The organism is Rhizobium sp. WYJ-E13 (assembly GCF_018987265.1).
Lineage (GTDB): Bacteria > Pseudomonadota > Alphaproteobacteria > Rhizobiales > Rhizobiaceae > Rhizobium.
Genome location: NZ_CP076853.1, coordinates 3,685,155 through 3,711,069 on the forward strand (window position 1 = coordinate 3,685,155; position 25,915 = coordinate 3,711,069).

The 25,915-nt window shown below is 59.6% G+C and carries 28 protein-coding genes and 2 pseudogenes; 13 read left to right on the forward strand and 17 right to left on the reverse strand.

Annotated features, from left to right (window positions below; all coding sequences use genetic code 11):
- Positions 1-4: 4 nt before the first annotated feature.
- Both sdhD and sdhC read right to left on the reverse strand, forming a co-directional pair.
- Entirely contained in the window at positions 5-385 is a 381-nt protein-coding gene (sdhD, locus tag KQ933_RS18330; RefSeq protein ID WP_216756179.1) for a succinate dehydrogenase, hydrophobic membrane anchor protein, read from the reverse strand.
- A gap of 11 nt (positions 386-396) precedes the next feature.
- Positions 397-789 carry a succinate dehydrogenase, cytochrome b556 subunit gene (gene sdhC / locus KQ933_RS18335; RefSeq protein ID WP_216756180.1) on the reverse strand — a complete coding sequence of 131 codons (393 nt, stop codon included), beginning with the start codon at positions 787-789 and terminating at the stop codon, positions 397-399.
- Positions 790-1,092: 303 nt separating this feature from the next.
- Here sdhC and KQ933_RS18340 point away from each other — a divergent pair, with 303 nt between their 5' ends.
- Positions 1,093-1,587, forward strand: a complete 495-nt coding sequence (locus tag KQ933_RS18340) for a hypothetical protein (RefSeq protein WP_216756181.1) — start codon at positions 1,093-1,095, stop codon at positions 1,585-1,587.
- 98 nt (positions 1,588-1,685) lie between these two features.
- On the opposite strand, the gene KQ933_RS18345 is transcribed toward KQ933_RS18340, so the two are convergent.
- From KQ933_RS18345 to tsaD, 5 genes are read right to left on the reverse strand one after another with little or no spacing between them, the layout of a single operon-like run.
- On the reverse strand, positions 1,686-2,333 hold the full coding sequence (locus KQ933_RS18345) for a methyltransferase (protein WP_216756182.1): 648 nt from the start codon (positions 2,331-2,333) through the stop codon (positions 1,686-1,688).
- 24 nt (positions 2,334-2,357) lie between these two features.
- Complete coding sequence (locus KQ933_RS18350) at positions 2,358-2,789, reverse strand: EVE domain-containing protein (RefSeq protein WP_216756183.1); 432 nt, start codon at positions 2,787-2,789, stop codon at positions 2,358-2,360.
- A 4-nt stretch (positions 2,790-2,793) separates the two neighbouring features.
- The gene (locus KQ933_RS18355) at positions 2,794-3,087 is read right to left on the reverse strand and encodes a YciI-like protein (protein WP_216756184.1); all 294 of its coding nucleotides are present in this window, start codon (positions 3,085-3,087) and stop codon (positions 2,794-2,796) included.
- A gap of 9 nt (positions 3,088-3,096) precedes the next feature.
- On the reverse strand, positions 3,097-4,080 hold the full coding sequence (locus KQ933_RS18360; protein WP_216756185.1) for an NAD(P)H-dependent glycerol-3-phosphate dehydrogenase: 984 nt from the start codon (positions 4,078-4,080) through the stop codon (positions 3,097-3,099).
- Positions 4,077-5,174: a tRNA (adenosine(37)-N6)-threonylcarbamoyltransferase complex transferase subunit TsaD gene (tsaD, locus tag KQ933_RS18365; protein ID WP_216756186.1), complete on the reverse strand. Its 1,098-nt coding sequence runs from the start codon at positions 5,172-5,174 to the stop codon at positions 4,077-4,079. Before tsaD ends, KQ933_RS18360 begins: the two co-directional genes overlap by 4 nt.
- 72 nt (positions 5,175-5,246) lie before the next feature.
- Here tsaD and hemC point away from each other — a divergent pair, with 72 nt between their 5' ends.
- The 6 genes from hemC to KQ933_RS18395 all read left to right on the forward strand — a co-directional run bounded on the left by hemC (position 5,247) and on the right by KQ933_RS18395 (position 11,076).
- Positions 5,247-6,176: a hydroxymethylbilane synthase gene (hemC, locus tag KQ933_RS18370; protein ID WP_216756187.1), complete on the forward strand. Its 930-nt coding sequence runs from the start codon at positions 5,247-5,249 to the stop codon at positions 6,174-6,176.
- Positions 6,177-6,181: 5 nt separating this feature from the next.
- The gene (locus tag KQ933_RS18375; RefSeq protein ID WP_216756188.1) at positions 6,182-6,889 is read left to right on the forward strand and encodes a uroporphyrinogen-III synthase; all 708 of its coding nucleotides are present in this window, start codon (positions 6,182-6,184) and stop codon (positions 6,887-6,889) included.
- 68 nt (positions 6,890-6,957) lie between these two features.
- Positions 6,958-8,229, forward strand: a complete 1,272-nt coding sequence (locus KQ933_RS18380; RefSeq protein ID WP_216756189.1) for a COG4223 family protein — start codon at positions 6,958-6,960, stop codon at positions 8,227-8,229.
- 2 nt (positions 8,230-8,231) lie between these two features.
- Positions 8,232-9,839: a heme biosynthesis protein HemY gene (locus KQ933_RS18385; protein ID WP_216756190.1), complete on the forward strand. Its 1,608-nt coding sequence runs from the start codon at positions 8,232-8,234 to the stop codon at positions 9,837-9,839.
- 18 nt (positions 9,840-9,857) lie between these two features.
- Positions 9,858-10,343 (forward strand): TerB family tellurite resistance protein, encoded by a 486-nt coding sequence (locus KQ933_RS18390; protein ID WP_216756191.1) that lies wholly within the window; start codon positions 9,858-9,860, stop codon positions 10,341-10,343.
- Positions 10,333-11,076, forward strand: a complete 744-nt coding sequence (locus KQ933_RS18395; RefSeq protein WP_216756192.1) for a glutamine amidotransferase — start codon at positions 10,333-10,335, stop codon at positions 11,074-11,076. The genes KQ933_RS18390 and KQ933_RS18395 overlap by 11 nt, the downstream gene beginning before the upstream one ends.
- Here the strand turns inward: KQ933_RS18395 and KQ933_RS18400 are convergent.
- Positions 11,057-12,301 carry an MFS transporter gene (locus tag KQ933_RS18400; protein WP_216756193.1) on the reverse strand — a complete coding sequence of 415 codons (1,245 nt, stop codon included), beginning with the start codon at positions 12,299-12,301 and terminating at the stop codon, positions 11,057-11,059. The two genes, KQ933_RS18395 and KQ933_RS18400, sit on opposite strands and share 20 nt — an antisense overlap.
- Positions 12,302-12,438: 137 nt before the next feature.
- Here KQ933_RS18400 and KQ933_RS18405 point away from each other — a divergent pair, with 137 nt between their 5' ends.
- Both KQ933_RS18405 and KQ933_RS33465 read left to right on the forward strand, forming a co-directional pair.
- Positions 12,439-12,729, forward strand: a complete 291-nt coding sequence (locus KQ933_RS18405; RefSeq protein ID WP_183734650.1) for a YggT family protein — start codon at positions 12,439-12,441, stop codon at positions 12,727-12,729.
- Positions 12,726-12,833: pseudogene (locus KQ933_RS33465) on the forward strand (DUF167 domain-containing protein); the annotation flags it as partial. The gene KQ933_RS18405 and the pseudogene KQ933_RS33465, both read left to right, overlap by 4 nt.
- Positions 12,834-12,858: 25 nt before the next feature.
- Here KQ933_RS33465 and KQ933_RS18410 read toward each other — a convergent pair.
- A protein-coding gene (locus KQ933_RS18410) for an IS630 family transposase (protein ID WP_216756194.1) occupies positions 12,859-13,805 on the reverse strand; the annotation gives its coding sequence in 2 pieces (ribosomal slippage) (positions 12,859-13,464 and positions 13,467-13,805; 945 coding nt in all).
- A 92-nt stretch (positions 13,806-13,897) separates the two neighbouring features.
- Between KQ933_RS18410 and KQ933_RS18415 the strand changes: the two are divergent.
- Positions 13,898-14,092: pseudogene (locus KQ933_RS18415) on the forward strand (DUF167 family protein); the annotation flags it as partial.
- A 58-nt stretch (positions 14,093-14,150) separates the two neighbouring features.
- On the opposite strand, the gene ppa reads toward KQ933_RS18415, so the two are convergent.
- The 4 genes from ppa to KQ933_RS18435 form a co-directional block, all read right to left on the reverse strand.
- Entirely contained in the window at positions 14,151-14,687 is a 537-nt protein-coding gene (gene ppa, locus KQ933_RS18420; RefSeq protein ID WP_183734387.1) for an inorganic diphosphatase, read from the reverse strand.
- 148 nt (positions 14,688-14,835) lie between these two features.
- The gene (locus tag KQ933_RS18425; protein WP_216756196.1) at positions 14,836-15,342 is read right to left on the reverse strand and encodes a GNAT family N-acetyltransferase; all 507 of its coding nucleotides are present in this window, start codon (positions 15,340-15,342) and stop codon (positions 14,836-14,838) included.
- Positions 15,343-15,540: 198 nt separating this feature from the next.
- Positions 15,541-17,361, reverse strand: a complete 1,821-nt coding sequence (gene typA, locus KQ933_RS18430; protein WP_216756197.1) for a translational GTPase TypA — start codon at positions 17,359-17,361, stop codon at positions 15,541-15,543.
- A gap of 159 nt (positions 17,362-17,520) precedes the next feature.
- The gene (locus tag KQ933_RS18435; protein ID WP_216756198.1) at positions 17,521-19,608 is read right to left on the reverse strand and encodes a M3 family metallopeptidase; all 2,088 of its coding nucleotides are present in this window, start codon (positions 19,606-19,608) and stop codon (positions 17,521-17,523) included.
- 205 nt (positions 19,609-19,813) lie between these two features.
- Between KQ933_RS18435 and KQ933_RS18440 the strand changes: the two genes are divergently transcribed.
- Positions 19,814-20,260: a hypothetical protein gene (locus tag KQ933_RS18440; protein WP_216756199.1), complete on the forward strand. Its 447-nt coding sequence runs from the start codon at positions 19,814-19,816 to the stop codon at positions 20,258-20,260.
- On the opposite strand, the gene KQ933_RS18445 is transcribed toward KQ933_RS18440, so the two are convergent.
- Both KQ933_RS18445 and KQ933_RS18450 read right to left on the reverse strand, forming a co-directional pair.
- Entirely contained in the window at positions 20,261-20,902 is a 642-nt protein-coding gene (locus tag KQ933_RS18445; protein ID WP_216756200.1) for a LysE family translocator, read from the reverse strand.
- A gap of 137 nt (positions 20,903-21,039) precedes the next feature.
- A complete protein-coding gene (locus KQ933_RS18450; RefSeq protein ID WP_216756201.1) occupies positions 21,040-22,263 on the reverse strand; it encodes an argininosuccinate synthase in 1,224 nt (407 codons plus the stop codon).
- A 188-nt stretch (positions 22,264-22,451) separates the two neighbouring features.
- Between KQ933_RS18450 and KQ933_RS18455 the strand changes: the two genes are divergently transcribed.
- Both KQ933_RS18455 and KQ933_RS18460 read left to right on the forward strand, forming a co-directional pair.
- Positions 22,452-23,303, forward strand: a complete 852-nt coding sequence (locus KQ933_RS18455; RefSeq protein WP_216756202.1) for an SDR family NAD(P)-dependent oxidoreductase — start codon at positions 22,452-22,454, stop codon at positions 23,301-23,303.
- An 86-nt stretch (positions 23,304-23,389) separates the two neighbouring features.
- Complete coding sequence (locus tag KQ933_RS18460) at positions 23,390-24,031, forward strand: LysE family translocator (RefSeq protein WP_216756203.1); 642 nt, start codon at positions 23,390-23,392, stop codon at positions 24,029-24,031.
- A 24-nt stretch (positions 24,032-24,055) separates the two neighbouring features.
- Here the strand turns inward: KQ933_RS18460 and KQ933_RS18465 are convergent, their stop codons facing one another.
- Both KQ933_RS18465 and KQ933_RS18470 read right to left on the reverse strand, forming a co-directional pair.
- Positions 24,056-24,850 (reverse strand): ABC transporter ATP-binding protein, encoded by a 795-nt coding sequence (locus KQ933_RS18465; protein WP_216756204.1) that lies wholly within the window; start codon positions 24,848-24,850, stop codon positions 24,056-24,058.
- A complete protein-coding gene (locus KQ933_RS18470; RefSeq protein ID WP_216756205.1) occupies positions 24,847-25,725 on the reverse strand; it encodes an ABC transporter permease in 879 nt (292 codons plus the stop codon). The genes KQ933_RS18465 and KQ933_RS18470 overlap by 4 nt, the downstream gene beginning before the upstream one ends.
- Between the last annotated feature and the right edge of the window lie 190 nt (positions 25,726-25,915).

Here is a 25,915-nt window from a genome sequence, read left to right on the forward strand (position 1 = left end):
ACGGTTATCCTACGAATGCGATTTTCAGAATGGCGAAGAGACTGAGGCCGGCAATCAGAACCGCGAAGAAGGTGTTCAGCATCAGGAGCAGCAGCTTGCCGATCTCGCCGTGAACATAGTCTTCGATGATGACCTGCATGCCGAGCTTCATGTGGATCGCGCCGGAAACGACCATCAGGCCCATAACGACTGCAACGAACGGGTTCGAGAGGGCGCGAACCACGTCGGCATAAGGCGCACCGGCATAGACGATCATGAAGATGACGAAAAAGATGATGAGGGGCACGTTGGCGACGGCCGTCAGGCGCTGACGCCAGAAGTGATCGGTGCCGTCCTTGGCGGAACCGAGGCCGCGAACCTTGCCCAGAGGAGTGCGCATATCCATGAGTGCGACCTTCAGAAGCGAATGATGAAGCCGATCACCCAGACCAGCACGGTCAGACAGAGCGATCCGATGATATTGGCGATGGCGAGCCTGGTCGAGAATTCCTTCTCGAAGCCGTAGCCGAGGTCCCACATGAAGTGGCGGAAGCCGCCGAGCATGTGGTGAAGGAGTGCCCAGGTGTAACCGAGCAGGACGAGTTTGCCGATGATGCTGCCAAGCACCCAGTTGGCCCAGTCATAATAGGCCAGGCCGGTGGCGGCCGCGATCAGCCACCAGGCAATCAGCAGCGTGCCGAAATAGAGAGCGCCACCGGTAATGCGGTGAACGATCGACATGACCATGGTGGGGATCGGCTTGTAAATTTGCAGATGCGGCGACAGGGGCCGGTTTGTTACATTCGCCATCAGAACCTCGCGGCGTCTTCTCTTTGCCCTTGATGTCAGGGGCTTTTCTGAGTCAACCACACGAATGACAAAATTCTGTGTGCGTTGCATCAATCTCGACGTTTAATCACCGAAACCCCTGACGACAAGCATAATTGCTGCCTGCTTTTAATTTAATCGATTCGCGTTACCGGGAAGTTTTCAACACTGCAAAACTCGTCTCTTTCGCTCAATTTTTGAGCTGACCGCATGCCGGCGTGGACAAGATCAGCCTTTTGGCGCAATCTGGCGTTAACGATTTGTTAGCGTTTCGGAGTTTGGTCCATGTTTCGCAGTCTGTCCAAGGCCACCCTGGTCCTTGTCGCGGTGCTTGCAGCGCTTCCCGCCACGGCCGGAGAACGCAACTTCGATCATCGCTTTCCGCGCCATAACGGTTTTAATGACGGCGTCTTCCTCGGCAGGCGCACCCACTGGGACAGTGGCCTGCACTTCAGACGCGACAACGTCATCCGCTATCGCCCCCTTACCCCGTTTTTGAAGCCGTTCAGCTACCCGGGGACAAGCCGCTACGGCCGCAGTAACATCGTTGTCATTGCAGCCCAGCCCCAGAGCTATGATCCGAATTACGGGAGCAGCGGCCTCTACGCCGGATCATCCTATGCCTATCAGACCGATGGCGGAACCTATGTCGGCGGCGACGGGTACTATCGTCTGGCTGCGCCGGAACGTAACCTTGCCCCGAAGGCCAAGGTCATCGATGTCGGCATCGCCGATGATCCCTGCTCTTATGAGGCCAATGTCTGCGTCATCCGACCCTAGAGCAGGTCGCGCAAAAGTGTGCAGCGGTTTTGCGACAACGACATGCTAAAACAAGAGCTTAAAGCGTATCAGGCGAATCTGACAGATCGCGATACGCTTTAAGGCCTGAACCGCCAGACAGTCGTCTTCTTGACCTCGCTGTCTTCAAGCGCCCGGGTGACGGGCACTTCGTAGACGGCGCAGAATTCCAGCCTGTCCTTTGGAAGATAGGCCCGTCCGGGATCGCCGACCAGCACATCCTTGCCCTCGGCAGCGAGCGTCACGAACCAAGGCACCAGCGCACCGGCGAAGGATTTGTCATAGAAAACGTCGCCGGCAAGAACCACATCCGCATCGACATTCTGTCCGATGAGATCGGCTCCGGTGAAATCCAGCGAGACGGAATTGACGGCCGCATTCAGCCGCACCACCGTCTGCGACCACGGATCGATATCGGCGGCCATCACTTTGGCAGCGCCAGCCTTGCGTGCGGCAATTCCTACCAGTCCCGAACCGCTCGCGAAATCGAGGACGCACTTTCCTTTGACGGTTTCGGGACGATCGAGAACATAACGCGCCAACCCCTGCCCGCCCGCCCAGGCGAATGCCCAGAACGGCGGCGGCAGGCCGATCGCCTCAAGCTCCTCTTCCGTCTTCAGCCAGAGGTCATGGGCTTCGCTCGCCAGATGCAGCCGTATCTCCGGCACATGCGGCGGCGCAAGCAGGCTGGTATTGGCGCGGACGAAGGTTTCCGGTTCGGTTTTCAAAGCTGCTCAGCTTCTCAAAGCTGCTCAGCGCGGCGGGTTGGCAAAACCGCCCATGCGGCAGACCTCGACCCACTCGTCATCCGTCACCGGCTGCACGGAAAGCCGCATCGAGGTGACCAGCGACATCTTGGACAGCTTTTCGTTAGCCTTGATATCCTTCAGCGTCACCGGCTTCGGCACATCTATGACGGCGCGGATATCGACGCAATCCCAGCGGTCATCGCCCTTCGCCGTCGAATCCGGATGCGACAGCGCGCAGACCTCGACGATACCGACAATCTCCAACCCGTCATTGGAATGGTAGAAGAAACCCTTGTCGCCGATCTGCATGGCCCGCATGTTGTTGCGCGCAAGGTAGTTGCGCACGCCGGTCCATTCGGTGCCCTTCTCGCCGGCGGCCTTCTGCTGCTCCCAGGACCATGCTGCAGGCTCGGATTTATAAAGCCAGTGCGCCATCCCCTTAAGCCTCCGGCTTGTTGAAGACCCAGTTGAAGGGCTTCACTTCGACGTTTTCGAAGAGACCAGCCAGTGCATAAGGGTCGGCAGCGCCGAACGCGTTGGCCTCTTCCAGCGTTTCTGCATGAACGATGACGAGACTGCCATTCGGCTTGCCTTCGGCATCGAGGAATGGACCAGCCATGGCAAGCTTGCCTTCGGCATTCAGCTTGTTGAGGTAATCGAGATGGGTTGGGCGCGTTTCCATGCGCACGTCGAGATGGCCGGGCTTGTCCTTGCAGAGGAGGGCGAAAAGCATGTCTGTCTCCTATTCGGTCGTAATTGGACGTGTCATCAATTGTTCGATGGCTTCGGATATGGCAAGTTTGCCTTCGATGATCGCTGAAACCGCATCGGTGATCGGCATCTCGACGCCAAGCTCCCTGGCAAGCCGCGAGGCGACAGCCGCGGCGAAAGCCCCTTCCACCAACTCGCCACGGGACGGATCGACCTTTTCGCCGCGCCCTAGCGCAATGCCGAAACGCAGGTTGCGCGACTGATGGCTGGTTGCCGTCAGCACCAGATCGCCGAGGCCGGAAAGCCCCCGCGCCGTGTCGGCATGGCCGCCCTTCGCGACGATGAAGCGCGACATCTCGGCAAGCCCGCGGGCAATCAGCGCCGCACGCGCCGAATCGCCGATGCCAGCGCCTTCGACGATGCCGCAGGCAATCGCCAGCACATTCTTCAATGCGCCGCCAAGCTGCACGCCGATGCGGTCTACCGAGGCATAAAGCCGGAAGGTGCGGCTCGAAATCGCCTGCGCCAGTCGTTCGGCAACCTGCATGTCGGCAGCGGCAATCGCCATGGCCGTCGGTAAACCCTTGGCGATATCGGCGGCAAAGCCCGGACCGGAGAGTACGGCTACCGGATGATCCGGCAGTTCCCGCTCCAGCATATCGGTCAGCAGCGCGCCGGTTGTCCGCTCGATACCCTTCGCACAGGTGACGACGATAGCATCCTTAGCCAGATAAGGACCATAGCTCCGCGCCGCATCTGCCTGCGCCTGCGAGGGCATGGCAAAGAGTACGATATCCGCATTGCCGATCACGTCGGCTTCGGCAGAAAATTCTAGTGTTTCCGGCAGCGCAATGCCAGGCAGAACGGCATCATGCAGCCGCTCCGTCTTGAGATCTTCGATCAGCGACGGATTGCGGCCAACGAGGATAACCGAGTTGCGCCCTGTGAGCGCGATGACGGCCGCGAGCGCCGTGCCGAAAGCTCCCGATCCGACGACCGCGATGCGCTCGCTCATGCCTTGGCTCCCCGCTTTCCGGAGCCAAGCTTGGTCGCTGCGTTGGAATCGAGCGGCCAGCGCGAACGCGGCTGCACGTCGAGATCGTCAGGCGCAACACCCTTCGCCATACGTTCCAGCCCGGCCCAGGCGATCATCACGGCATTGTCGGTGCAAAGCCGAAGCGGCGGCGCGATAAAGCGGAAGCCGTTCTTATCGCAGAGCATCTGCAGCGTGCTACGGATTTCCAGATTGGCGGCGACGCCACCAGCCACCACCAACGCCGGCTTTTCGGCGAGGTCGGCAAACTCCGCCTTGAACCGATGCAGACCGCGGCCGACACGATCCTTCATCGTACGGGAAATCGCTTTTTGGAAGGAGGCACAGATATCGGCGACATCCTGATCCGTCAGTGGCGCAATCCCAATTGCCGCCTGTCGCACGGCCGTTTTAAGGCCGGAGAACGAAAAATCGAGCCGCGCCTCGCCCACCAGCGGTCGCGGGAATTTGAACCGATCGGCATTGCCGCACTTCGCCATTCGCTCCACCGCCGGTCCCCCTGGATAGGGAAGGCCGAGCAGCTTTGCCGTCTTGTCGAAGGCTTCGCCCAACGCATCGTCGATTGTCGTGCCCCAGCGCTCGTACTCGCCGATGCCACGCACCAGGATGAGCTGCGTGTGACCGCCGGAGACGAGCAGCATCAGATAAGGGAAGGAAAGTCCGTCCGTCAGCCGCGCCGTCAGCGCGTGGCCTTCCAGATGGTTGACGGCATAAAGCGGCTTGCCGGCCGCCTTGGCGATCGCCTTGCCGGTCATCAGACCGACCAGCAGCCCGCCGATCAGGCCGGGGCCAGACGTTGCGGCAATCGCGTCGACATCCGAGAGCGACAGATTGGCGCGCTTCAAAGCCTCGTCGATCAGCTCATCCAGAGCTTCGACATGGGCGCGCGCTGCAATCTCCGGCACCACGCCACCATAGGCGCTATGCTCGTCCAGCTGGGAAAGAACGACATCCGACAGTACGTTGGAGCGACCTTCCGCATCGCGCTCGACGACGGCAGCAGCGGTCTCGTCACAGCTTGTCTCGATACCGAGGATGCGCAGAAAGGGAGCCATGAAACCTGTTCGTTGATTGCGATAGGGTTTAAACCTGTTTACGAGAACTCCGGTAACAACGGATCAAAGCGGATGCAAACAAAACCTTTCCGGATTGGCACGCGCGGCAGCCCGCTGGCGCTCGCACAGGCGCGCGAAGCCCGCGACCGGCTGATGGCAGCCCATAACCTGCCGGAGGAGATGTTCGAAATCGTCGTGTTGACGACCAAGGGCGATCGTATCACCGACCGTTCGCTGGCCGAGATCGGCGGCAAGGGACTTTTCACCGAAGAGCTGGAGCAGCAGCTCATCGCCGGCGATCTCGATTTCGCCGTGCATTCCAGCAAGGACATGCCGACGATTCTACCGGAAGGTCTCTATCTCTCCGCCTACCTGCCGCGCGAAGACATCCGCGACGCGGTCGTCGGCCGTACCGCGCCGAAGCTGATCGACCTGCCACATGGCGCAACCGTCGGCTCGTCCTCGCTTCGCCGTCAGGCGCTCATCCGCCGCATGCGGCCGGATATCAACGTCATCACCTTCCGCGGTCTCGTGGAAACGCGCCTGCGCAAGCTGCAGGAAGGCCAGGTCGACGCGACGCTTCTGGCGCTCGCCGGCCTCAAGCGTCTCGGCAAGGTCGACGTCATTACCGATATCCTCGACCCCGACAATTTTCCGCCCGCACCGGCGCAAGGGGCGATCTGTCTTGAAAGCCGCATTGGCGACAACAGGATCGACGATCTGCTGGCGCCGATCAACGATTCGCCGACCTTCGACACGGTCTCCTGCGAGCGTGCCTTCCTTGGCGCCCTCGACGGCTCCTGCCGGACACCGATCGGCGGCTATGCCGTCTGCGAAGGTGATCAGATACGGTTCTCAGGCCTCATCATCACGCCTGACGGCCGCCACCACCATGCGATCACCATCGACGGCCATCGCCGCGATGCAGCGGCACTCGGCACCCGCGCCGGACAGGACGTCCGCGCAAGGGCTGGCAGCAACTTCTTCGAGGACTGGAGCTAGTCCGCATGCGTGTACTCGTCACCCGTCCCGCACATTCGGGTGAGCGAACCGCTCAACGTTTGCGTGAGCTGGGTCATGAGCCGTTGCTGCTGCCGCTCGCCCATCCCCTCCACGACATGGTAGCTGCTCGGCTGGCTCTGGAAACATCAACCGGGTCAATTGCCATAACGAGCGCCGAAGCGGTGCGCACCTTGCAGGCTTTGGGCGAGGCACTTTCACCTCACCTTTCGCGCAGCCTTTTTGCCGTTGGCGAAACGACAGCCGACGAGGCACGGAAGCTGGGTTTCCGTTCTGTCACCGCATCATCAGGCAGCGGCCGTGAGCTTGCCGAACAGATCGCTGCAAGTAACGCCGGAGAGCTTCTCTATCTCGCCGGCAATCCGCGCGCAGGGACCTTCGAGACGCGACTGGCGGAGCTCGGGCACAACGTCTCGATTGCCGAATGTTACCGGATGGAGCCCGCCGCACCCAACCCGGAAGCCGTCACGACGCTCCTGACAGAGAATGCTCCGGATGCGGTTCTTTTTTACTCCCGCCAGACCGCTGGCAATTTCTTTCATATCCCGCAGGTAGAGTCCCTTTTTCTGCAGCTGCCGAAAATCCGTCTCATTTGTCTCAGCAACACTGTTGCGGAAGCTGTTCCATCGGTCTTGAAGAGAGCCCTGGAGATTTCGCCAATGCCGGATGAAAAAAGCCTTTTGTCGCTGCTTTGAAGGCTTTAGCCGCCCAATTTTGATCTAACCTCTTCCCTTAATTGTCATCCCTGTCTAGTTTCGTTGCAATGCAGGATAATGAGGACCTCATGGTATCGGGAAATCCGCCACGCCACTCGAAGAGCTCCGACGAACCGGTCACGATCGACTTGGACGCGCAAGACTTCGCCTCGGCGAACGACCCCGAAAAACCTGCCGAAACGTCAGCGGAAGCAGCCGGTGATGCGCCAGTGATCGAAGCCGTTGCGGCTGCGGAAGCCGGAGGTGAGCCGCTTTCGGAACATGAGAGCGAGCGAGCAGCAGGAGCACAGGAAGAACCGCCGGCCAAAGAGCCTCCCCCGAGCGAAGCTGTGCGGCCAGCACCTCAGAAGGGTGCGGGCACTTCGGGTCTTATCGCCGCTGGCATCTTCGGCGGCCTCGTCGCCCTGCTTGGCGCTGGCGCGATCCAGTATGCCGGCTATTTGCCGAGCTCCTCGACCCATCAGACGAACTCTGGCGAATTGGCGGATCTCTCCGGCGAGATCGAAGGCCTCAAACAATCGGTCGCGAGCCTTGCCGCCAACCCACCACCGGCTGCCGATAGCAGTGCGCTCGAAAAGCGCGTCGCTGCTCTCGAAGCGGCCCCTCCGGCGCCGGCACCCGGCACCTCGACCGGCTCGGCCGATGCCGAAGCGCTCAACCAGAAGATTGCAGATTTGACAGCTGAGATCGATCAGCTGAAGACGAGCCTGGCGCAGACTACCGAGCAGCAGGCCTCAAACGGCGCCGATATTTCCAGCCGCCTCGCCGAAGCCGAAAAGAAGCTGAACGAACCGCGCGAGGATGTCGCCGTTGCTCGCGCCATCGCCGCCGCGGCTCTCAAGGCCGCGATCGACCGAGGCGGCCCCTTCATCGCCGAACTCGATACGTTTGCCGGCGTGGCGCCAGATGATCCGGCCGCGACCGATCTGCGCAACTTTGCCGAAACCGGCGTACCCTCGCGCGCCGAACTGATCCGTCAGGTTCCCGATGTCGCCACCGCCATCGTCGAATCCGTTAACCAGCCTGATCCCAACCAGAGCTGGTCGGACCGGCTGATGTCGAGCGCCAAATCGCTGGTGTCGGTCCGTCCCGTCGGTAATGTCGAAGGCGAAAGTGTCGAAGCGATCGCCGCACGCATGGAGGACAAGGTGAAAAACGGTGATCTGCCCGGTGCAGCCACCGAATGGAACAGCCTGCCCGCAACGGCAAAACAGGCTTCCGCCGCCTTCAAACAGTCGCTCGAAGCCCGCATCCGCGTTGAAGATCTCGTTGGCGGAGCTCTCTCCAAAGCCGTTTCCGGCACCGGCAAGGAAGGATGAGTATGGTCCGCCTGGTTATCTTCGCGCTCCTCGTCCTCGTTCTTGCTTATGGTTTCTCCTGGCTTGCCGACCGCCCCGGCGATCTGTCGCTGATCTGGGAGGGTCAGATCTACCAGACCAAGCTGATCGTTGCGGCAAGCGCCATCATCGCATTGATTGCCGCCGTCATGGCGGCGTGGTGGTTCGTCCGCCTGATCTGGACCTCGCCGCATTCGGTGACGCGTTATTTCCGTGCCCGCAAGCGCGATCGCGGCTATCAGGCGCTGTCGACCGGCCTCATCGCTGCCGGCGCGGGAAACTCACTGCTCGCCCGCAAGATGGCGGCCCGCTCACGCGGTCTCATCCGCGCCGATCAGGAACCGCTGATCAATCTTCTGGAAGCACAGGCCGCTCTCATCGAAGGCCGCTATGACGAGGCCCGCTCCAAATTCGAGGCGATGGCCAATGACCCCGAAACACGCGAACTCGGCCTGCGCGGTCTTTACCTGGAGGCCAAGCGCCTCGGCGCCAACGAAGCGGCTCGTCAATACGCGGAAAAAGCCGCCGACAATGCGCCCTACCTGCCTTGGGCCGCACAGGCGACGCTCGAATATCGCAGCCAGTCCGGTCGCTGGGATGACGCCATCCGGCTGCTGGAACAGCAAAAGGCCGCCAAGGTCGTCGAAAAGGCCGAAGCCAACCGCCTGCATGCCGTACTTCTGACCGCCCGCGCCGATGACAAGCTGGAAAGCGACCCCGTCGGCGCGCGCGACGATGCCCAGCAGGCGCTGAAACTGTCGGCCGAATTCGTCCCCGCCGCGCTTATTGCCGCCAAGGCGCTTTTCCGTGAAGGCGGTATACGCAAGGCAGCCTCCATTCTCGAACAGACATGGAAGGCCGGGCCGCATCCGGAGATCGGCCGCATCTACGTTCGCGCCCGAAGCGGTGACTCCACGCTCGATCGGCTGAAGCGCGCCGAGCGGCTGGAGAGTATGCGGCCGAATAATGTGGAATCCCTCCTCATCGTCGCTCAGGCGGCGCTCGACGCGCAGGAATTTGCCAAGGCCCGTGCCAAGGCGGAAGCCGCCGCCCGTATCGAACCGCGCGAAGCAGCCTTCCTTCTGCTTGCGGATATCGAGGAAGCCGAAACCGGCGATCAGGGCCGTATGCGCCATTGGCTGGCACAGGCGCTGAAGGCACCGCGCGATCCGGCCTGGGTTGCCGATGGCTTCGTCTCTGACAAATGGCTTCCCGTCTCGCCGGTGACCGGCCGTCTCGACGCCTTCGAATGGAAGGCGCCTTTCGGTCAGCTGGAAGGACCGGTCGAGGAGGGTTCGACCGCCCCCCTTGAAACGGCGCTGAAGACCTTGCCGCCGCTGCGCGAAACCCGGCCGGAAAGCGTGGTCAATGACCACCGCATCATCGAGCTGGAGCGGGCCGCAACGATTGCCGAAGCCGTGCGTCCGGTAACTCCTGCGCCCGCGCAGGCAAAAGCCGCCGAACCGTCTGCCTCCCGACCGTTGCCTCCTGCCCCCGAACCAAAACCCTTCTTTGGCGGCCTGCCGGATGATCCCGGTGTCCGTGACCCCAAAATGGAACCGGAACCGAAGACACGGCTCCGTCTTTTCTGAAATGGAACGAAAAACCGCATGCTCGAACGCTTTCAGGCCTTTTTCCAGCATCTGACCGCCGACCGTCCGAAATCAGGCTTTGCCCCCGATGATCCGCGCATCGCGGTCGCCGCGCTCTGTATGCAGGTCATGGAGGCCGACGGCCAGATCAAGGACAGCGAGAAGAAGCGACTGCGCAAGCTCCTGAAGGAGCAGTACGCGCTTGATGGTAAGCAGCTCGACGCGCTGATGGCCGCGGGGCGTGAAGCCGAAAGCTCGGCGGTTGATTATTTCCGCTTCACGTCCGATCTTAAGAGACATCTCAATACCGAACAGCGGCTGGAGCTGATCGGCATTCTCTGGGATATCGTCTATGCCGATGGCGAGCGCAGCGAGATGGAAGACCATGTGATCTGGCGGATCGCCGATCTCCTGGGTGTTTCTTCCCGTGAGCGTATTCAGAAGCGGCAGGAGGCGGCCGCGCGGGTTACAGACGCACAGGTGGTGCAGGACGATGCCGACTGACAGAATTATGAGACGCGATAAGCGCCCCATTCTCATCATTCTTCATCAGGAGCGTTCCAGCCCTGGTCGTGTCGGCCAGCTTCTCATCGAGAAAGGCTATGATCTCGATATCCGACGCCCGGTACTCGGCGATAAGTTGCCCTCCACGCTTGATGATCATGCCGGTGCAGTGGTTTTCGGCGGCCCGATGAGCGCCAACGATCCCGATGAGTTCGTGAAAGCGGAGATCGACTGGCTGGAGATACCGCTCAAGGAAAACCGCCCCTATCTCGGCATCTGCCTTGGTGCACAGATGCTGGCGCGCCAGCTCGGCAGCAAGGTCACTGCCAATTGTGACGGGTCCACCGAGATCGGCTGGTATCCGCTGCATACGACCGAAAGGGGTCGGCTGCTGATGCACTGGCCGAAAATGGTCTATCACTTCCACCGGGAAGGATTTGAACTGCCGCATGGTGCCGAGCTGTTGGCATCCGGCGATGCTTATCCCAATCAGGCCTTCCGCTACAATGGCAACGCCTGGGGCCTGCAGTTCCACGCGGAGCTGACACGGGTGATGATGCATCGCTGGGTGGTGCACGGCGCCCACCGCTTCATCCTGCCGAATGCACAGCAGGGGCGCGAACATCTTGAAGGTCGCATGCTGTTCGATGCGCCGCTCAGAGCCTGGCTCGACGATTTCCTGGATATCGTCTTCGAAGGCAAGACGGCGGCCGTTACGCCACTTCTCGCATAGGCGCGGCAAGCGTATCGATCTTCCGCAGCTTCGGGAATCCGGTTGCCCATATTGCAGCAACGGCGAGCGTGCCAATCCCACCGATAATGACGGCAGGGACGGCGCCAAAAACCGAAGCCATCGTACCCGCGCGGAATTCCCCGAGCTCGTTGGAAGCGCCGACGAAGACCGTATTGACCGCGTTGACACGGCCACGCAGATGGTCCGGTGTCCAGAGCGCGATCAGACTTTCGCGAACATAGACGGAGATCATGTCCGCAGCGCCCATGATGGCGAGCGCGGCAATGGAGACTTCGGTATTCGTCGACAAGCCGAAGACAATCGTACCGAGACCAAAGATGGCCACGCCGATGAACATGTACATCCCGGCCTTATGCTTAAGAGGATAAGCGGCAAGGAAAATTGCCATGATGATGGCGCCGACGCCAGGCGCCGAGCGAAGCAAGCCGAGGCCCCACGGCCCGAGCGTCAGGATATCGCGGGCAAAGATCGGCATCAGTGCCGTGGCACCGCCGAGGAGAACGGCGAAGAGATCGAGCGAGATGGCGCCGAGCACCACCCTCTCTTCTCGGATATAACGGAAGCCGCCGAGGATCATGTCCCAGCTCTTGGCCTCTCCCGCCGTCTTCTGCGGCGGCTTTGGAATCATGCAGAGCAGGATCGCACCGAGCGCGGAGAAGATAACGGCAACCCAATAGGCCGTCGAAGCGCTGACCCCATAAAGCAGACCGCCGAGCACGGGACCGGTTATGGCCGCGAGCTGCCAGGACGACGAATTCCAGGCGATCGCATTGGAGAGATCCTTCTCCGGTACGAGGTTCGGCGCAAGCGACTGCACCGCCGGCGCCATGAAGGCACGCTCGATGCCGAAGACCAGTAGAACGATGAAGACCGGGATCGGCGAAAATGTGCCCGTAACCGTCATACCGAGCAAAACCAGCGTGCAGAGCGCACCGACGAGTGAACAGATCGAGGCAATGGCGCGGCGATTGTGGCGATCGGCCACCGAACCGGTGACGAGGATGAGCACGAGGGACGGCAGGAACTGCACGAGCCCGATCAGGCCGAGATAAATGGCGCTCCCCGTCTGATCATACATCTGCCAGCCCACCGCGACGCTGACGATCTGCTGCGAAAACGAGAGCAGGAATCGCGCGAAAAAGAAGCGCGTGTAGGACGGATGCCGGAACGCGGCAAAACGGTCTCCGGTGGGCGAAAGCGACATAGAGCTTTTCCGAGGAAACGGCGCCAAAGCCGTGCAAAAGCGGCCGTTAAACATGATTCATCGTGCGGTTTCACACGGCACTTGCTCGTTTAGTCGCCAATGTCTACATGTCTGTCAACAACGAATTGGAGACGACGATGATTGCGCTGTTTCAAACCATTGATTTGGCTTTGCAACTTTACACTTGGATCCTGATTGCCAGCGCTATCTTCTCCTGGCTCTATGCATTCAACGTCATCAATTCCAGCAATCAGTTCGTCAATCAGGTCGGAACGTTCCTCTATAACGTCACTGAACCCCTGCTGCGCCCGATCCGTCGCCTGCTGCCCAATCTCGGCGGCATCGACATCTCGCCGATCATCCTTTTGCTGATCATCTTCTTCCTGCGTTCCTTCCTCTGGACGACGATCTATCCGCTCGTCGCTTGACCTCGCCCTGGAAGAAATTTGACGATCATATCCGCCTAGCCGTCCGGCTGACGCCGAATGGCGGGCGGGATGCCATCGACGGTATCGAACCCGATGGCGAGGGCGGAATGCTGCTAGAGCGGGATGATTTTAAGTCCGTTCATATCCGGCTTCCTTGAAGTAGTTTTGGCATTCCTGTGGTGAAACTGTCTTGAGGATGGCTGCGATGGCCTCGTCGATCGCGTGGCGAGTTCTGGCCTGTGCCTCGCGTAGCCAGTGCTTGATCTTGGCAAAGAGCTTTTCGATGGGATTGAGGTCAGGGGAGTATTTGGGCAGGAAGAACAGTTTGGCCCCAGCCTTGCGGATCGCGGTGCGGATTGCTTTTGCCTTGTGTGAGCCCAGATTGTCCATCACGACGATATCGTCTGGCTTGAGTTCGGGGACCAGCACCTTTTCCACATAGATCAGGAACCGCTCGCCATTGATCGGGCCGTCGATGATCCATGGCGCGCTGACGCGGTCGGCGCGCAGGGCGGCAATGAACGTCATGGTGTTCCAATGGCCGAAGGGCGCCTGACCGGGCAACCGTTCGCCGCGCGGCGCCCAGCCCCGGAGCGGCGCCATATTCGTCTTCGTCCAGGTTTCATCGATGAAGACGAGGCGGGCCGGATCGACATGATAGCGATGCTTCAGCCAGCGGTTCCGTCGGGCGGCGACATCGGGCCGCTCGCGCTCGTCGGCGACCATTGTCTTTTTTTATAACTCAACCCTTCATCATGCACGAAGGTCCACACGGAGCGGTAATCGACCTTCAGGCCACGCTCGCCCAGTTCCGCGACCAGCCCGCGCAGGGTAAAAGCCCGTGTGCGGCAGCGCTCGAGCAGCCACTCCTGATGCTCACCGGCGATCGCCCGTGGCTTGTGCCCGCCCATCTGACCGGGGGCTGCGCTGCCCGTCTGGCGAAAGCGCCGCACCCAATCGATCGCGGTGCTGATGCCAATCCCGAAGCGCTTCGCCGCTGCCCGGCAGGACAATCCTTCGCGCGTCACCGCGCCGACAACGCGTTCCCGCAAATCATCGGAAAAAGGTTTTGCCATAAAGACCGGCCTCCTTTACCGGTCTCAATGGTGAAGCTGATTTGCGGGAAAAAGGGAATCCCCTTTTCGATTCCATCTAAAATCATCCCGCTCTAAAAGCGCGCGTGACCGCCGTTCCGGAAAAGGGAAAAGCCAACAAGGCGCTCATCGCCCTCATCGCCAAATCGCTCGGCATCGCCAAATCCTCCGTCGATCTCGTCTCCGGCGACACATCGCGTAAAAAAATCCTCCGGATCGATGGCGACCCGGAGGATTTGATCAGAAAGCTTGAAACGCTTTTCGGCTAAAGCAATTCCAGCAAAAGTGTGCAGCGATTCTGCGTCCGGAATTGCATAAAAGCTAGGATCAGGCCTTTTCCTTCTTGGCGCGCTCGATCGCTTCGAGGATGAGCGCGCCGGCTTCCTTGGAATCGCCCCAGCCGTAGATCTTCACCCATTTGCCGGGTTCCAGATCCTTGTAGTGCTCGAAGAAGTGCTCGATCTGCTTCAGCGTAATTTCCGGAAGGTCGGTGTAGTCCGTGACCTTCTCATAACGCAGCGTCAGCTTGGGCGACGGAACGGCAATGATCTTCTCGTCCTTGCCGGAATTGTCTTCCATCTTCAGAACGCCGATCGGGCGGACGTTGATGACACAGCCCGGGACCAGCGGGCGGGTGCTGGCGATCAGGACGTCGATCGGGTCGCCATCTTCCGAGAGCGTATGCGGTACGAAGCCATAGTTACCCGGATAGGTCATCGGCGTGTAGAGGAAACGGTCGACAACCAGCGTGCCGGCTTCCTTGTCCATTTCGTACTTGATCGGATGACCGCCGACCGGAACCTCGACGATAACGTTGACGTCTTCTGGTGGATTATTACCGATTGAAACGGCATCGATGCGCATAAGAAACTCCCGCGAGGTTGAATTGGTCGCAGCCAGTTAATCGGTTTCATCTCGCAACGCAACATGCCTCGCAAGCAATGCTTAATATGCAAGGACATCCAAAAGTGGAATATTTGCAGTGTGAAATGGGTCGGTTGCGAAGCCGTAATCAGTTCCAGATGAAGCCGATCTTTTTGATCTGCTTATGGTCGAAATTTTCCATGCCTTCGCAGAAATCGATACCGCCATGATCGCGATAAAAGCCGGCAGCCGTCTCGTTCTCTTCCAGGCACCAGACGACCATGCCGTTACAACCAAGGGATTTCAGAAGTCGCCGGGCTTCGCCGAAAAGCAGTTTACCGAGGCCGATGCCCTGGTATTCCGGACGCAGGTAGAGCTCGTAGATTTCGCCTTCCTGCGGCAGCGCGCGGGCGCGATTGAGACCGAGGGTCGCATAGCCCGCGACAGTGCCCGCAACATCGAGAACAAGCAACGTGGCAGGGCCACGTGTCGCCTTGCGCCACCAATTTTCGCCGCGGCGTTCGATCATCTGGGTGAGTGCGCGATGCGGAATGATGCCTGCATAAGTATGCTGCCATGAAAGCCGATGGGCTTCCGAAATGGCTCGGGCATCATGCGGTTCGGCCCGCCGGACATCAATCGACAACGTCTTCATAACGCTTACTCTGGTCCTGCCGGAGGCAATTAACCATATGCGACAGCCGCATCGTGATCGATTGCCCACAGACTTGATATGTGGACGACAGAGAAAATTTAACGCTTTTTTAACGATTGTCACAAGCCGGAATCGACGCGGCGCACAATAAAAAACCCCGGCGCAACGGCCGGGGTTTTAAGGGATGGCTCGAGGCTCTTAGAGCGCCGCCTTCGACTTTTCGAACCGCTTGCGGTCGTTTGCGTCGAGATACATCTTGCGAAGACGAATATTCTTCGGCGTCACTTCCATCAACTCGTCGTCCTGGATCCAGGAGAGCGCACGATCAAGCGTCATGCGGATCGGCGGCGTCAGCTTCACTGCTTCGTCCTTGCCGGCGGCGCGGATGTTGGTGAGCTGCTTGCCCTTCAGGACGTTCACTTCAAGATCGTTGTCGCGTGAATGGATGCCGATAATCATGCCGGCATAAACCTTTTCGCCCGGCTCGATGATCATCGGGCCACGATCTTCCAGGTTGAACATCGCATAAGCGACAGCTTCGCCGGATCCGTTGGCGAGCAGCACGCCATTGACGCGGCCACCGATCACACCCTTGTAGGGCTGGTAGTCGTGGAACAGGCGGTTCATGATCGCCGTGCCGCGCGTATCCGTCAGCAGTTCCGACTGGTAGCCGATCAGGCCACGGGTCGGTGCGTAGAAACGCAGGCGAAGACGGTTGCCGCCCGACGGACGCAGCTCAGCCATTTCGGCCTTGCGCTCGGACATCTTCTGGACGACGACACCGGAATGTTCCTCGTCGACGTCGATGACGACTTCTTCGATCGGCTCCAGGAGCTGGCCGCTTTCGTCCTTGTGCATCACGACGCGCGGACGTGACACCGCAAGCTCGAAGCCTTCACGACGCATGGTTTCGATGAGAACGGCGAGCTGAAGTTCGCCGCGGCCGGAAACGTAGAACGAATCCTTGCCTTCGGCTTCTTCAATCTTCAGGGCGACGTTGCCTTCGGCTTCCTTGAAGAGACGGTCGCGGATGACGCGGCTCGTCACCTTGTCGCCTTCGGTGCCCGCCAGCGGGCTGTCGTTGACGATGAAGGACATGGTAACCGTTGGCGGGTCGATCGGCTGCGCCTTCATCGCTTCCGAGACGGACGGATCGCAGAACGTATCGGCGACAGTACCCTTGGAAAGGCCAGCGATCGCGACAATGTCGCCCGCATGGGCTTCTTCGATCGCCGTGCGCTCGATGCCGCGGAACGCGAGGATCTTGGAAATTCGGCCGGTTTCGATCAGCTTGCCGTCCTGACCGAGAACCTTGACGGCCTGGTTCGGCTTGATCGAGCCCGATGCAATGCGGCCGGTGATGATACGGCCGAGGAAGGGGTTGGCTTCGAGGATGGTGCCGATCATGCGGAACGGGCCTTCTTCGACAGTCGGCTCCGGAACATGCTTCAGCACCAGGTCGAGAAGCGGCGCAAGCCCCTCATCCTTCGGGCCTTCCGGGTTGACGTTCATCCAGCCGTCGCGGCCCGAACCGTACATGATCGGGAAGTCGAGCTGTTCGTCGGTCGCATCGAGATTTGCGAAGAGGTCGAAGACTTCGTTGATAACTTCTTCATGGCGACCATCGGGACGGTCGATCTTGTTGATCGCGACGATCGGACGAAGGCCGACCTTCAGCGCCTTGGAGACGACGAACTTCGTCTGCGGCATCGGGCCTTCGGAGGAATCGACCAGAACGATCGCGCCATCCACCATCGAGAGAATGCGCTCGACCTCACCGCCGAAGTCTGCGTGGCCGGGGGTGTCGACGATGTTGATACGGACACCTTTCCATTCCACCGAGGTCGCCTTGGCGAGAATGGTGATACCGCGTTCCTTTTCAAGATCGTTCGAGTCCATCACGCGTTCTGCAACACGCTGGTTCTCACGGAACGAGCCGGACTGTTTCAGGAGCTCGTCGACAAGGGTCGTTTTGCCATGGTCAACGTGCGCGATGATCGCGATGTTGCGAAGTGCCATTTGTCATAATCTCTGAGGCTGGGGCGCTACGCTTAGTGGACGCGCCATTTATGTTTGGCGCGCTCATACCGCTTTTTTCGCGATTGCGAAAGGGGGTGGCACGCGAAAGCTGCGGCATGGTTGTCACCATACCGCTTTGCTCCATGTCATCAAACTGTCTTATGCGTCGCTACCTGTCAATTCCTCGAAGGTCGCAAGCCCCTTCTTGACGAGCATCGCGTCCGGGCTCGGCAGCTTGCCGCGGAAAGCCTTGTAAGCCTCTTCCGGATCGACGGAACCACCGGTGGAGTAGATGTTCTCGCGAAGCTTCCTGGCCATTTCGCCATTAAAGGCATCGCCCGTCTCTTCGAAGGCGGCGAAGGCATCGGCATCGAGCACTTCAGACCACATGTAGGAATAGTAGCCAGCCGAATAACCCCCGGAGAAAATATGCTGAAAGTGCGGCGTGGCATGACGCATGACAATCGATTTCGGCATGCCGATCTCCGAGAGCACCTCAGCCTGCACGGCCATTGGATCATCCACGCCGTCGCGTGTGTGGAAGGCCATGTCGACCAGCGCGGAAGAGGTGAACTCCACGGTGTTGAAGCCGGAATTGAAGGTGCGGGCTGCCAGAACCTTATCGAACAATGCCTGCGGCATCGGCTCCCCGGTTTCGAAATGCACGGCATATTCCCTAAGGATGGCAGGAACCGTCAGCCAGTGCTCGTAGAGCTGCGAGGGCAATTCCACAAAATCACGCGACACGGCTGTGCCGGCGACCGAGGGATAGGTGACATTGGACAACATACCGTGCAGCGCGTGGCCAAACTCGTGGAAAAGGGTGCGCGCATCATCGAGCGAAAGCAGAGCCGGCTTGCCTTCGGCAGGCTTTGCGAAGTTACAGACATTGTAGATGATCGGCAGCTCGCCGTGATGACCGTTCTTCAGCATCAGCTTATGCTGCGACTGGAAGGAACTCATCCAGGCGCCCGAACGCTTCGAGCCGCGGGCGAAATAGTCGCCGAGAAAGAGGGCGACCAGCTTGTCCTCGCGGTCGCGGATCTCGAAGACGCGCACATCGGGATGGTAGGCAGCAATACCCTTCTTCTCCACGGCGCGAATGCCGAACAGCCGGCCGGCAACATCGAAGCAGGCGTCGATGATTTTTTCGAGCTGCAGATAGGGCTTCAATTCTGCTTCCGAGAAACTGAATCGCTGCGCCCGAATCTTTTCCGCATAGTGCCGCCAGTCCCAGGGCATAACCTCATGGTTCTTACCCTCGGCAGCGATCAAACCGGCAATATCGGCTTCCTCCTCATGGGCACGCTTCACGGCCCTTGCCCAGACGGCACGCAGCAGATCGTTCACGGCCTCTGGCGTCTTTGCCATCGTGTTGTCGAGCTTCAATTCCGCAAAATTGCCGTATCCAAGGAGCTTCGCCACCTCATCGCGGAGCGCAAGCGTCTCGCGAATGATGCTCCTGTTGTCAGTCGCGCCGGCATTTTCACCGCGCGCCACCCAAGCTTTGAAGGCCTGCTCGCGAAGATCGCGCCGCTCCGAAAAAGTCAGAAATGGCTCGATGATCGAGCGCGACAGCGTTACGGCATACTTGCCGTCCTCGCCGCGCTCGCGAGCAGCAACTGCCATCGCATCGCGCAGGAAATCGGGAATGCCGGCGAGTTCGTCTTCACTGGAGAGGATCAGTGACCAGCTCTTCTCGTCGGCTAGGACGTTCTGCCCGAACCCTGTGCTGAGGCCGGCGAGTTTTTCATTGATCGCGGCAAGCTTCTCCTGCTCCGCCTTAGGCAGCTTGGCACCGGATTTGACGAAGCCTTTCCAATGCCGTTCCAGCACCCGCGTCTGTTCCAGCGTCAGGCCAAGGCTCTCACGTTTTTCCCAGAGCGCATCGATGCGCTTGAACAGGTCGGCATTCATGCCAATCTTCGAATAATGCCGTGACATCTTCGGCGAAATATCGCGTTCCAGTGCCTGAATGACGTCGTTGGTATGGGCACCGGCGCGGTTCCAGAAAAGAGCGGAAACGCGCGACAGCTCATCGCCGGCGATTTCGAGCGCCACGACCGTATTGTCGAAGGTCGGTTCCTGTCTGTTACCGGCGATCTCGTCGATCTCTCTTTCGTGCGAGGCGAGAGCAGCCTCGAAGGCGGCCTCGAAATCGCCATCGGCGACCGCATCGAAACGCGGCAGGCCATGAAGGCCATTCCAGTTGACAAGTGCCTGATTGAATTGAGTGGAAGAAGACATATGAAAGTCCTTTATGCCGGCAAGTGGATCGGTAATATAGGAAGGCCATCACAGGATTGATATGTGGGTAACTTGGACTTTTGCCCGCCTGGCTAAATCTTGAAGGCAAGAATTGATACATGAAAATTAACCAATCGTTAACGATTGACGCGAATCGGGCCAAGACGCTAGTTTCTCTTTAATCTTCATGTAAGAGGACATGCGCATGGAAATTTTCTCCCTGCGGTCTTCTCAGAGTTTGCTATTCAAAAACAATCCCAATAATAACGCAAAAAGTTCGAAGACCGCTGATATTACAATCGAGCCCAAGCCGGCTGTCGCTCAAGGTTCGTTCCAGATCGAAGATTCTGACAAAGGGCAGGCGCTCGATTTTACGGCCGTCAGCCCGGGTGAATTGCGCAGCTATGCGCGCCAGAGCTTCGATAACGGCCTGATCGATCAGAATACGTTTGCCGCGATATCCGAACCACTGCCGATGCACGCGATCGATCCGCTCGGCAATGTCATCGATCTATCCAACGTCACCGACGGCACGAGCTTCAACTTCCTCGACTACTATCGCAGCCAGCTTCAGATCGCCATGTCGATCGGCGATCCGAACGAGGTTCAGACGCTGAATTCGGTCGTTGGTTTCCTGGGCAGTGAGGCCTGATCAGGCCTTCCGCCAGCCGAGCAGACCAGGCGTTGCGTGCCACAGCGCCTGCACGGCAAAACCCATGAAGAGCACGCCCGAGCAACGGACGATCAAACGTTCATGCGCGCGGTAGAAGCGGCGCACAACGCCGGCGCCGATGATGCCGATCAGGATGATATCCGCGGTGATGAAGCCCACGAAGGAAACACTAAGCAACATCGGCAGCGCCTGGAAATCGAGCGCGTTCGCAGAGCCCGCAACTAGTGCCGTGAACGTGGCGAGCGCCACTGGATAGCCCTTCGGATTGGTGACGCCGAAGATCAGCCCACGTCGGAAAGGCCGCTCCACCACCATCAATGCCTGCCCCTCCGCTTTCGGCTTGGCATTGATGGCGCTCCAGCCGATCCAGGCCAGATAGAAACCGCAGGCGAACCCAAGCAGGTCGAACACGAAAGTGCCTATGGTCTTCGCCCCGACGATTGCGACCAGCGCCAGTCCCGACCAGATAAGATCGCCGACGAGATGACCCATCATGAAGAAGGCGCCCGCCCTACGCCCCTGCCCGGCGCCAATGCCGAGAAGCTGCAGGAAGGCCGGGCCGGGAATGAGCACATAGAAAAGCGCCGCCAGAAAGGCGCCGAGAAGCAGGGATTGCGGCATGGGAATGCTCCAGTGATGACGGCTCAGCTTATGCGACAACCTCGCCGCGTCAAGACGTTGCAACCTGCAATCGGCACAACAAAGAAAAGGCCCGCGCGACACAGCCGGCGAGCCTATTAATATCGCTCTGAGACGACTTACTTCTTCAGGTTACGCTTTCCGAGCGTGCGCAGACGCAGGGCGTTGAGCTTGATGAAGCCTGCGGCATCCTTCTGATCGTAAGCGCCCTGGTCGTCTTCGAAAGTAACAAGCTTGTCGGAGTACAACGACTTTTCGCTCTCGCGGCCGATGACCATGACATTGCCCTTGTAGAGCTTCAGCGTCACTTCACCTTCGACGTGCTCCTGGCTCTTGTCGATCAGAGCCTGCAGCATCTCGCGCTCCGGCGAGAACCAGAAGCCATAATAGATGAGCTCTGCATAACGCGGCATCAGCTCATCCTTGAGATGTGCGGCACCGCGGTCGAGCGTGATCGACTCGATGGCGCGATGCGCTGCGAGCAGGATCGTGCCGCCAGGGGTCTCATAGACACCGCGCGACTTCATGCCAACGTAGCGGTTCTCGACGAGGTCGAGGCGACCGATGCCATTGTCGCGGCCGTAATTGTTGAGGGTCGCGAGCAGCGTGGCCGGAGACATCTCGACACCATTGATCGACACGGCGTCGCCCTTGCGGAAACAAACCTTGATGGTGGTCGCCTTGTCGGGCGCCGCTTCCGGTGAGATGGTGCGCATATGCACATATTCAGGAGCCTCCTGCGCCGGATCTTCCAGAACTTTGCCCTCGGAAGAGGAGTGCAGCAGGTTGGCGTCGACCGAGAAGGGAGCCTCGCCCTTCTTGTCCTTGGCTACCGGGATCTGGTGCTTCTCGGCAAATTCCAGCAGATCGGTGCGGCTCTTGAAGGCCCAGTCGCGCCACGGCGCGATGATCTTGATATCGGGGTTCAGCGCATAGGCCGAAAGCTCGAAACGGACCTGGTCGTTGCCCTTGCCGGTCGCGCCGTGCGCGATCGCATCTGCACCGGTCTTCCGGGCGATATCGATGAGGTGCTTGGAGATCAGCGGACGGGCAATCGACGTGCCGAGCAGGTAGACACCTTCATAGACGGCGTTCGCACGGAACATCGGGAAGACGAAATCGCGCACGAATTCCTCGCGCACGTCCTCGATGTAGATCTCCTTGATGCCGAGCATCTCGGCCTTCTTGCGCGCCGGCTCCAGCTCTTCGCCCTGGCCGAGATCGGCCGTGAAGGTGACGACTTCGGCGCCGAGTTCGGTCTGCAGCCACTTCAGGATGATCGAGGTATCGAGACCGCCGGAATAGGCGAGCACGACTTTCTTCACGTCTTTGTATGATGCCATAATGATGAGGTCCGTTGCATAAAGGCCGCGGCACACCCGCAAAGCCCGGTATCGCGGCACTTTTAGCGAGATTGGCGCGCGACGCAAGGGCAACGAGGACAGCAACCGGCCCGATAGGGTTTGACAGCGTAGAACCGGAGCCCATATTCGGCAACGTCCGAACATTGCTCTGAGGAGAGGCCAGTCCCGTGACGAATATTCAAGACATTTTCAAGCAATCCAATGTTGCCGTTGTCACCGGCGGTGCTTCCGGCATCGGCCTTGCCGCTGCAAAACACTTCGCCAGAGCTGGCATGAGCGTCGTCATCGCCGATCTCGGCGGCGAGAAGCTCGCCGACGCCCGTGCCGAACTCGAGGCGATTGCTGGTCAGGAACATGTGATGGCCACTGAGACCGACGTCTCGCAAAAGGAACAGATCGAAGCCCTCGAGCGCGCCGTCATCCAGCGCTTCGGCCGCGTGCATGTGCTGATGAACAATGCTGGCATCGGCCCCCAAACCTCGATCTTCAGCCCACAGGCCGGCTGGGACAATATCCTCGCGGTCAATCTCCTCGGCGTCATCAATGGCACAAGGACCTTCGGCCCAGGCATGGTCGCCCATGGTGAGCCTGGCCTCATCATCAACACAGGCTCCAAACAGGGCATCACCACTCCGCCCGGCAACCCGGCCTACAACGTCTCGAAAGCCGGCGTGAAAGTCTTCACCGAAGCGCTCGAACACGAGCTGCGCAACACCGAACGCTCGCAGATATCAGCACATCTGCTGATTCCAGGCTTCGTCTTTACCGGCCTCACAAAGGGTGACCGCAGCGAGAAACCGGCCGGAGCCTGGACGCCGGAACAGACGGTTAATTTCATGGTCGAAAGCCTGGAGCGCGGAGATTTCTATATTCTATGCCCCGACAACGACGTCGCACGCCCGGTCGACGAACGTCGTATGGCCTGGGCGATCGGCGACATCATCGAGAACCGTCCGCCGCTGTCGCGCTGGCACAAGGACTACGCCGACAGGTTCAAGGCCTTCCTCGAACAGAAGTAATCGGCGCCATAACAAGGTTTGATTGGTAATTTTCTGAAAGCCGGGTAAGAGATCCCCAGATCTTTTTCCGTCTTTCAGAGAAGACCATGGATTTCCTGCCGAGCTTTCCGACGCTTATTGCATTTGCCGCCGCCACGCTGTTGCTGGCGGCAACTCCCGGCCCTGACATGACGCTGTCGATCAGCCGTGCACTTGCGCAGGGCAAGAAGGCAGCCCTCTTCGTCGTTCTCGGCACCAGCCTCGGGATCGTCGTGCACACGATGCTGGTCGCCTTCGGCATCTCTGCGCTGATTACCGCCTCGCCGACCGCCTTCCTGATCCTCAAGACCGGGGGTGCGGCCTATCTCTTCTGGCTGGCCGTTCAGGCGATCCGCTTCGGCTCGAAGCTGACGGTCGCCAAGATTGAAGGTCCGAAGGGGACGATCCTTTCGAACGTTTCCTCAGGCTTCTGGGTCAATCTGTTGAACCCGAAGGTCATTATCTTCTTCATGACTTTCCTGCCGCAGTTCGTCAGCGCCAACGATCCTGCTGTCACACACAAGCTGCTTTTTCTCGGCTTCTGCTTCATCGTGATCGGCATGCCGGTCAATGCGACCGTCGTCATGGCAGCCGACTGGCTGGCGAGCTGGCTGCAGAAGAACAGGAAGGTGCTGCGCGGCATGGACTATACCTTCGCCGGCATCTTCTCGGTCTTCGCCGCCAAGATCCTGCTCACCCAGGCCCGCTGATCAACCGATCAGCACGCTGCCGGCTTAGCCGATCAGCAGGGCATCGTCATCGAGCGTCTGGCCGCGCATCTTGCGGAACATGGCGATCAGGTCTTCGACCTGCAGGTTCTTCCTGTTGTCGCCGGCGACATCTAGAACAATCTCGCCGCCATGTAGCATGATCGTACGGTGACCGTAGTCCAGTGCCTGACGCATGGAGTGCGTCACCATCATCGTTGTCAGCTTGCGCTCGGAGACGATCTTCTGTGTGAGGTTCATGACGAACTCGGCCATGCCAGGGTCAAGTGCTGCCGTATGCTCGTCGAGCAACAGTACTTCCGAACCGGCAAGCGTTGCCATGACCAGCGAAACGGCCTGTCGTTGCCCACCGGACAGCAGGTCCATTCGATCCTTCAGCCGGTTTTCCAGTCCGAGATTGAGCTCGGCGATCCGCTCCTTGAAATAGTCGCGCCTGTTACCGCCGAGCGCCGAGCCAAGTCCGCGCTTTTCACCGCGCCGGGCGGCGAGCGCGAGGTTTTCCTCGATCGACAGCGCGCCGCAGCTTCCGGTCAGCGGATCCTGAAACACACGTGCAACCATGCCGGCACGCTTGGCCGTCGACTTGCGCGTCACATCGGTCTTGCCGATTAGTACCGAGCCTTCGCTCGGCATGACATCCCCGGCGAGCACGCCGAGCAGTGTCGATTTGCCAGCGCCGTTGGAGCCGATGACGGTGACGAAAGAGCCTTCCTCGATAGTCAGGCTGACGCCGTTCAACGCCTGCTTCTGCAGCGGCGTACCGCGCCCGAAAACGACCTTAATGTCCTTGACGCTGATCATGATACGGCACCTCGGCGAAGGCGGGGAAGAATGAGGGCGACGGTCACGAGCACGGCCGTCACGAAATTGAGGTCGGAGGCCTGCAGACCGACGACATCGCTCGAAAGCGCAAGCTGTATGGCGATGCGGTAGATGATGGAGCCGAGTACGCATCCAACAAGCGCAATCAGCAGCCCGCGGCGACCGAGCAGCGTCTCACCGATGATGACGGCAGCAAGGCCGACGACGATGGTGCCGACGCCAGATGTCACGTCGGCGAAACCGTTGGTCTGTGCAAAGAGTGCGCCGCCAAGTGCCACCAGTGCATTAGAAATCGCCATGCCCAGATAGATCTGCCTGCTGGTATCGACACCCTGGGCGCGGGCCATGCGGGCATTGGCGCCGGTTGCACGCATCGCAAGCCCGGCATCGCTTTCCAAAAAGCGCCAGACGACGATGACGGCGACAACAACCAGAACGCCGACGAAAAACGGGCGCACGTAAAAATCCCTCAGACCATGACCGAAGAAGGGGCTGATCATCGTATCGGCATTGATAAGCGCGACATTCGGTTTGCCCATCACTCGCAGGTTAACGGAGAAGAGCGCGATCATCGTCAGGATCGAGGCGAGAAGATTCAGGATCTTGAAGCGCACATTGAGGAGCGCCGTCACCATACCTGCCGCAGCACCTGCACTCATCGCAATCAGAGCCGCAAGCCAGGCATTGAGGCCAGCAATGATCAACACTGCAGTCACCGCCGCGCCAAGCGGAAACGAACCGTCCACCGTCAGATCCGGAAAATCGAGGACACGGAACGCAAGATAGACGCCGAGAGCGACGAAGGAATAGACCAGGCCGAGCTCGACGGCCCCCCAGAATGCGATTTGGCTCAAGGCTTTCAGCCCCTTCTTGTTTCCGTTCCGCCCGTCGCGAAACCGGAGCCTTTTAGCGCATAACCCCTTAAATCGGAACCGATTTAAGGAAAGGATTACGCGCAGTTTTTACATTGTTACAGCGTCCTTTGCGCGCCGTCTGGCGCGCGGCGCTGTAATGCAACAGCCGCCCCCGTGCAAACGGGAGCGG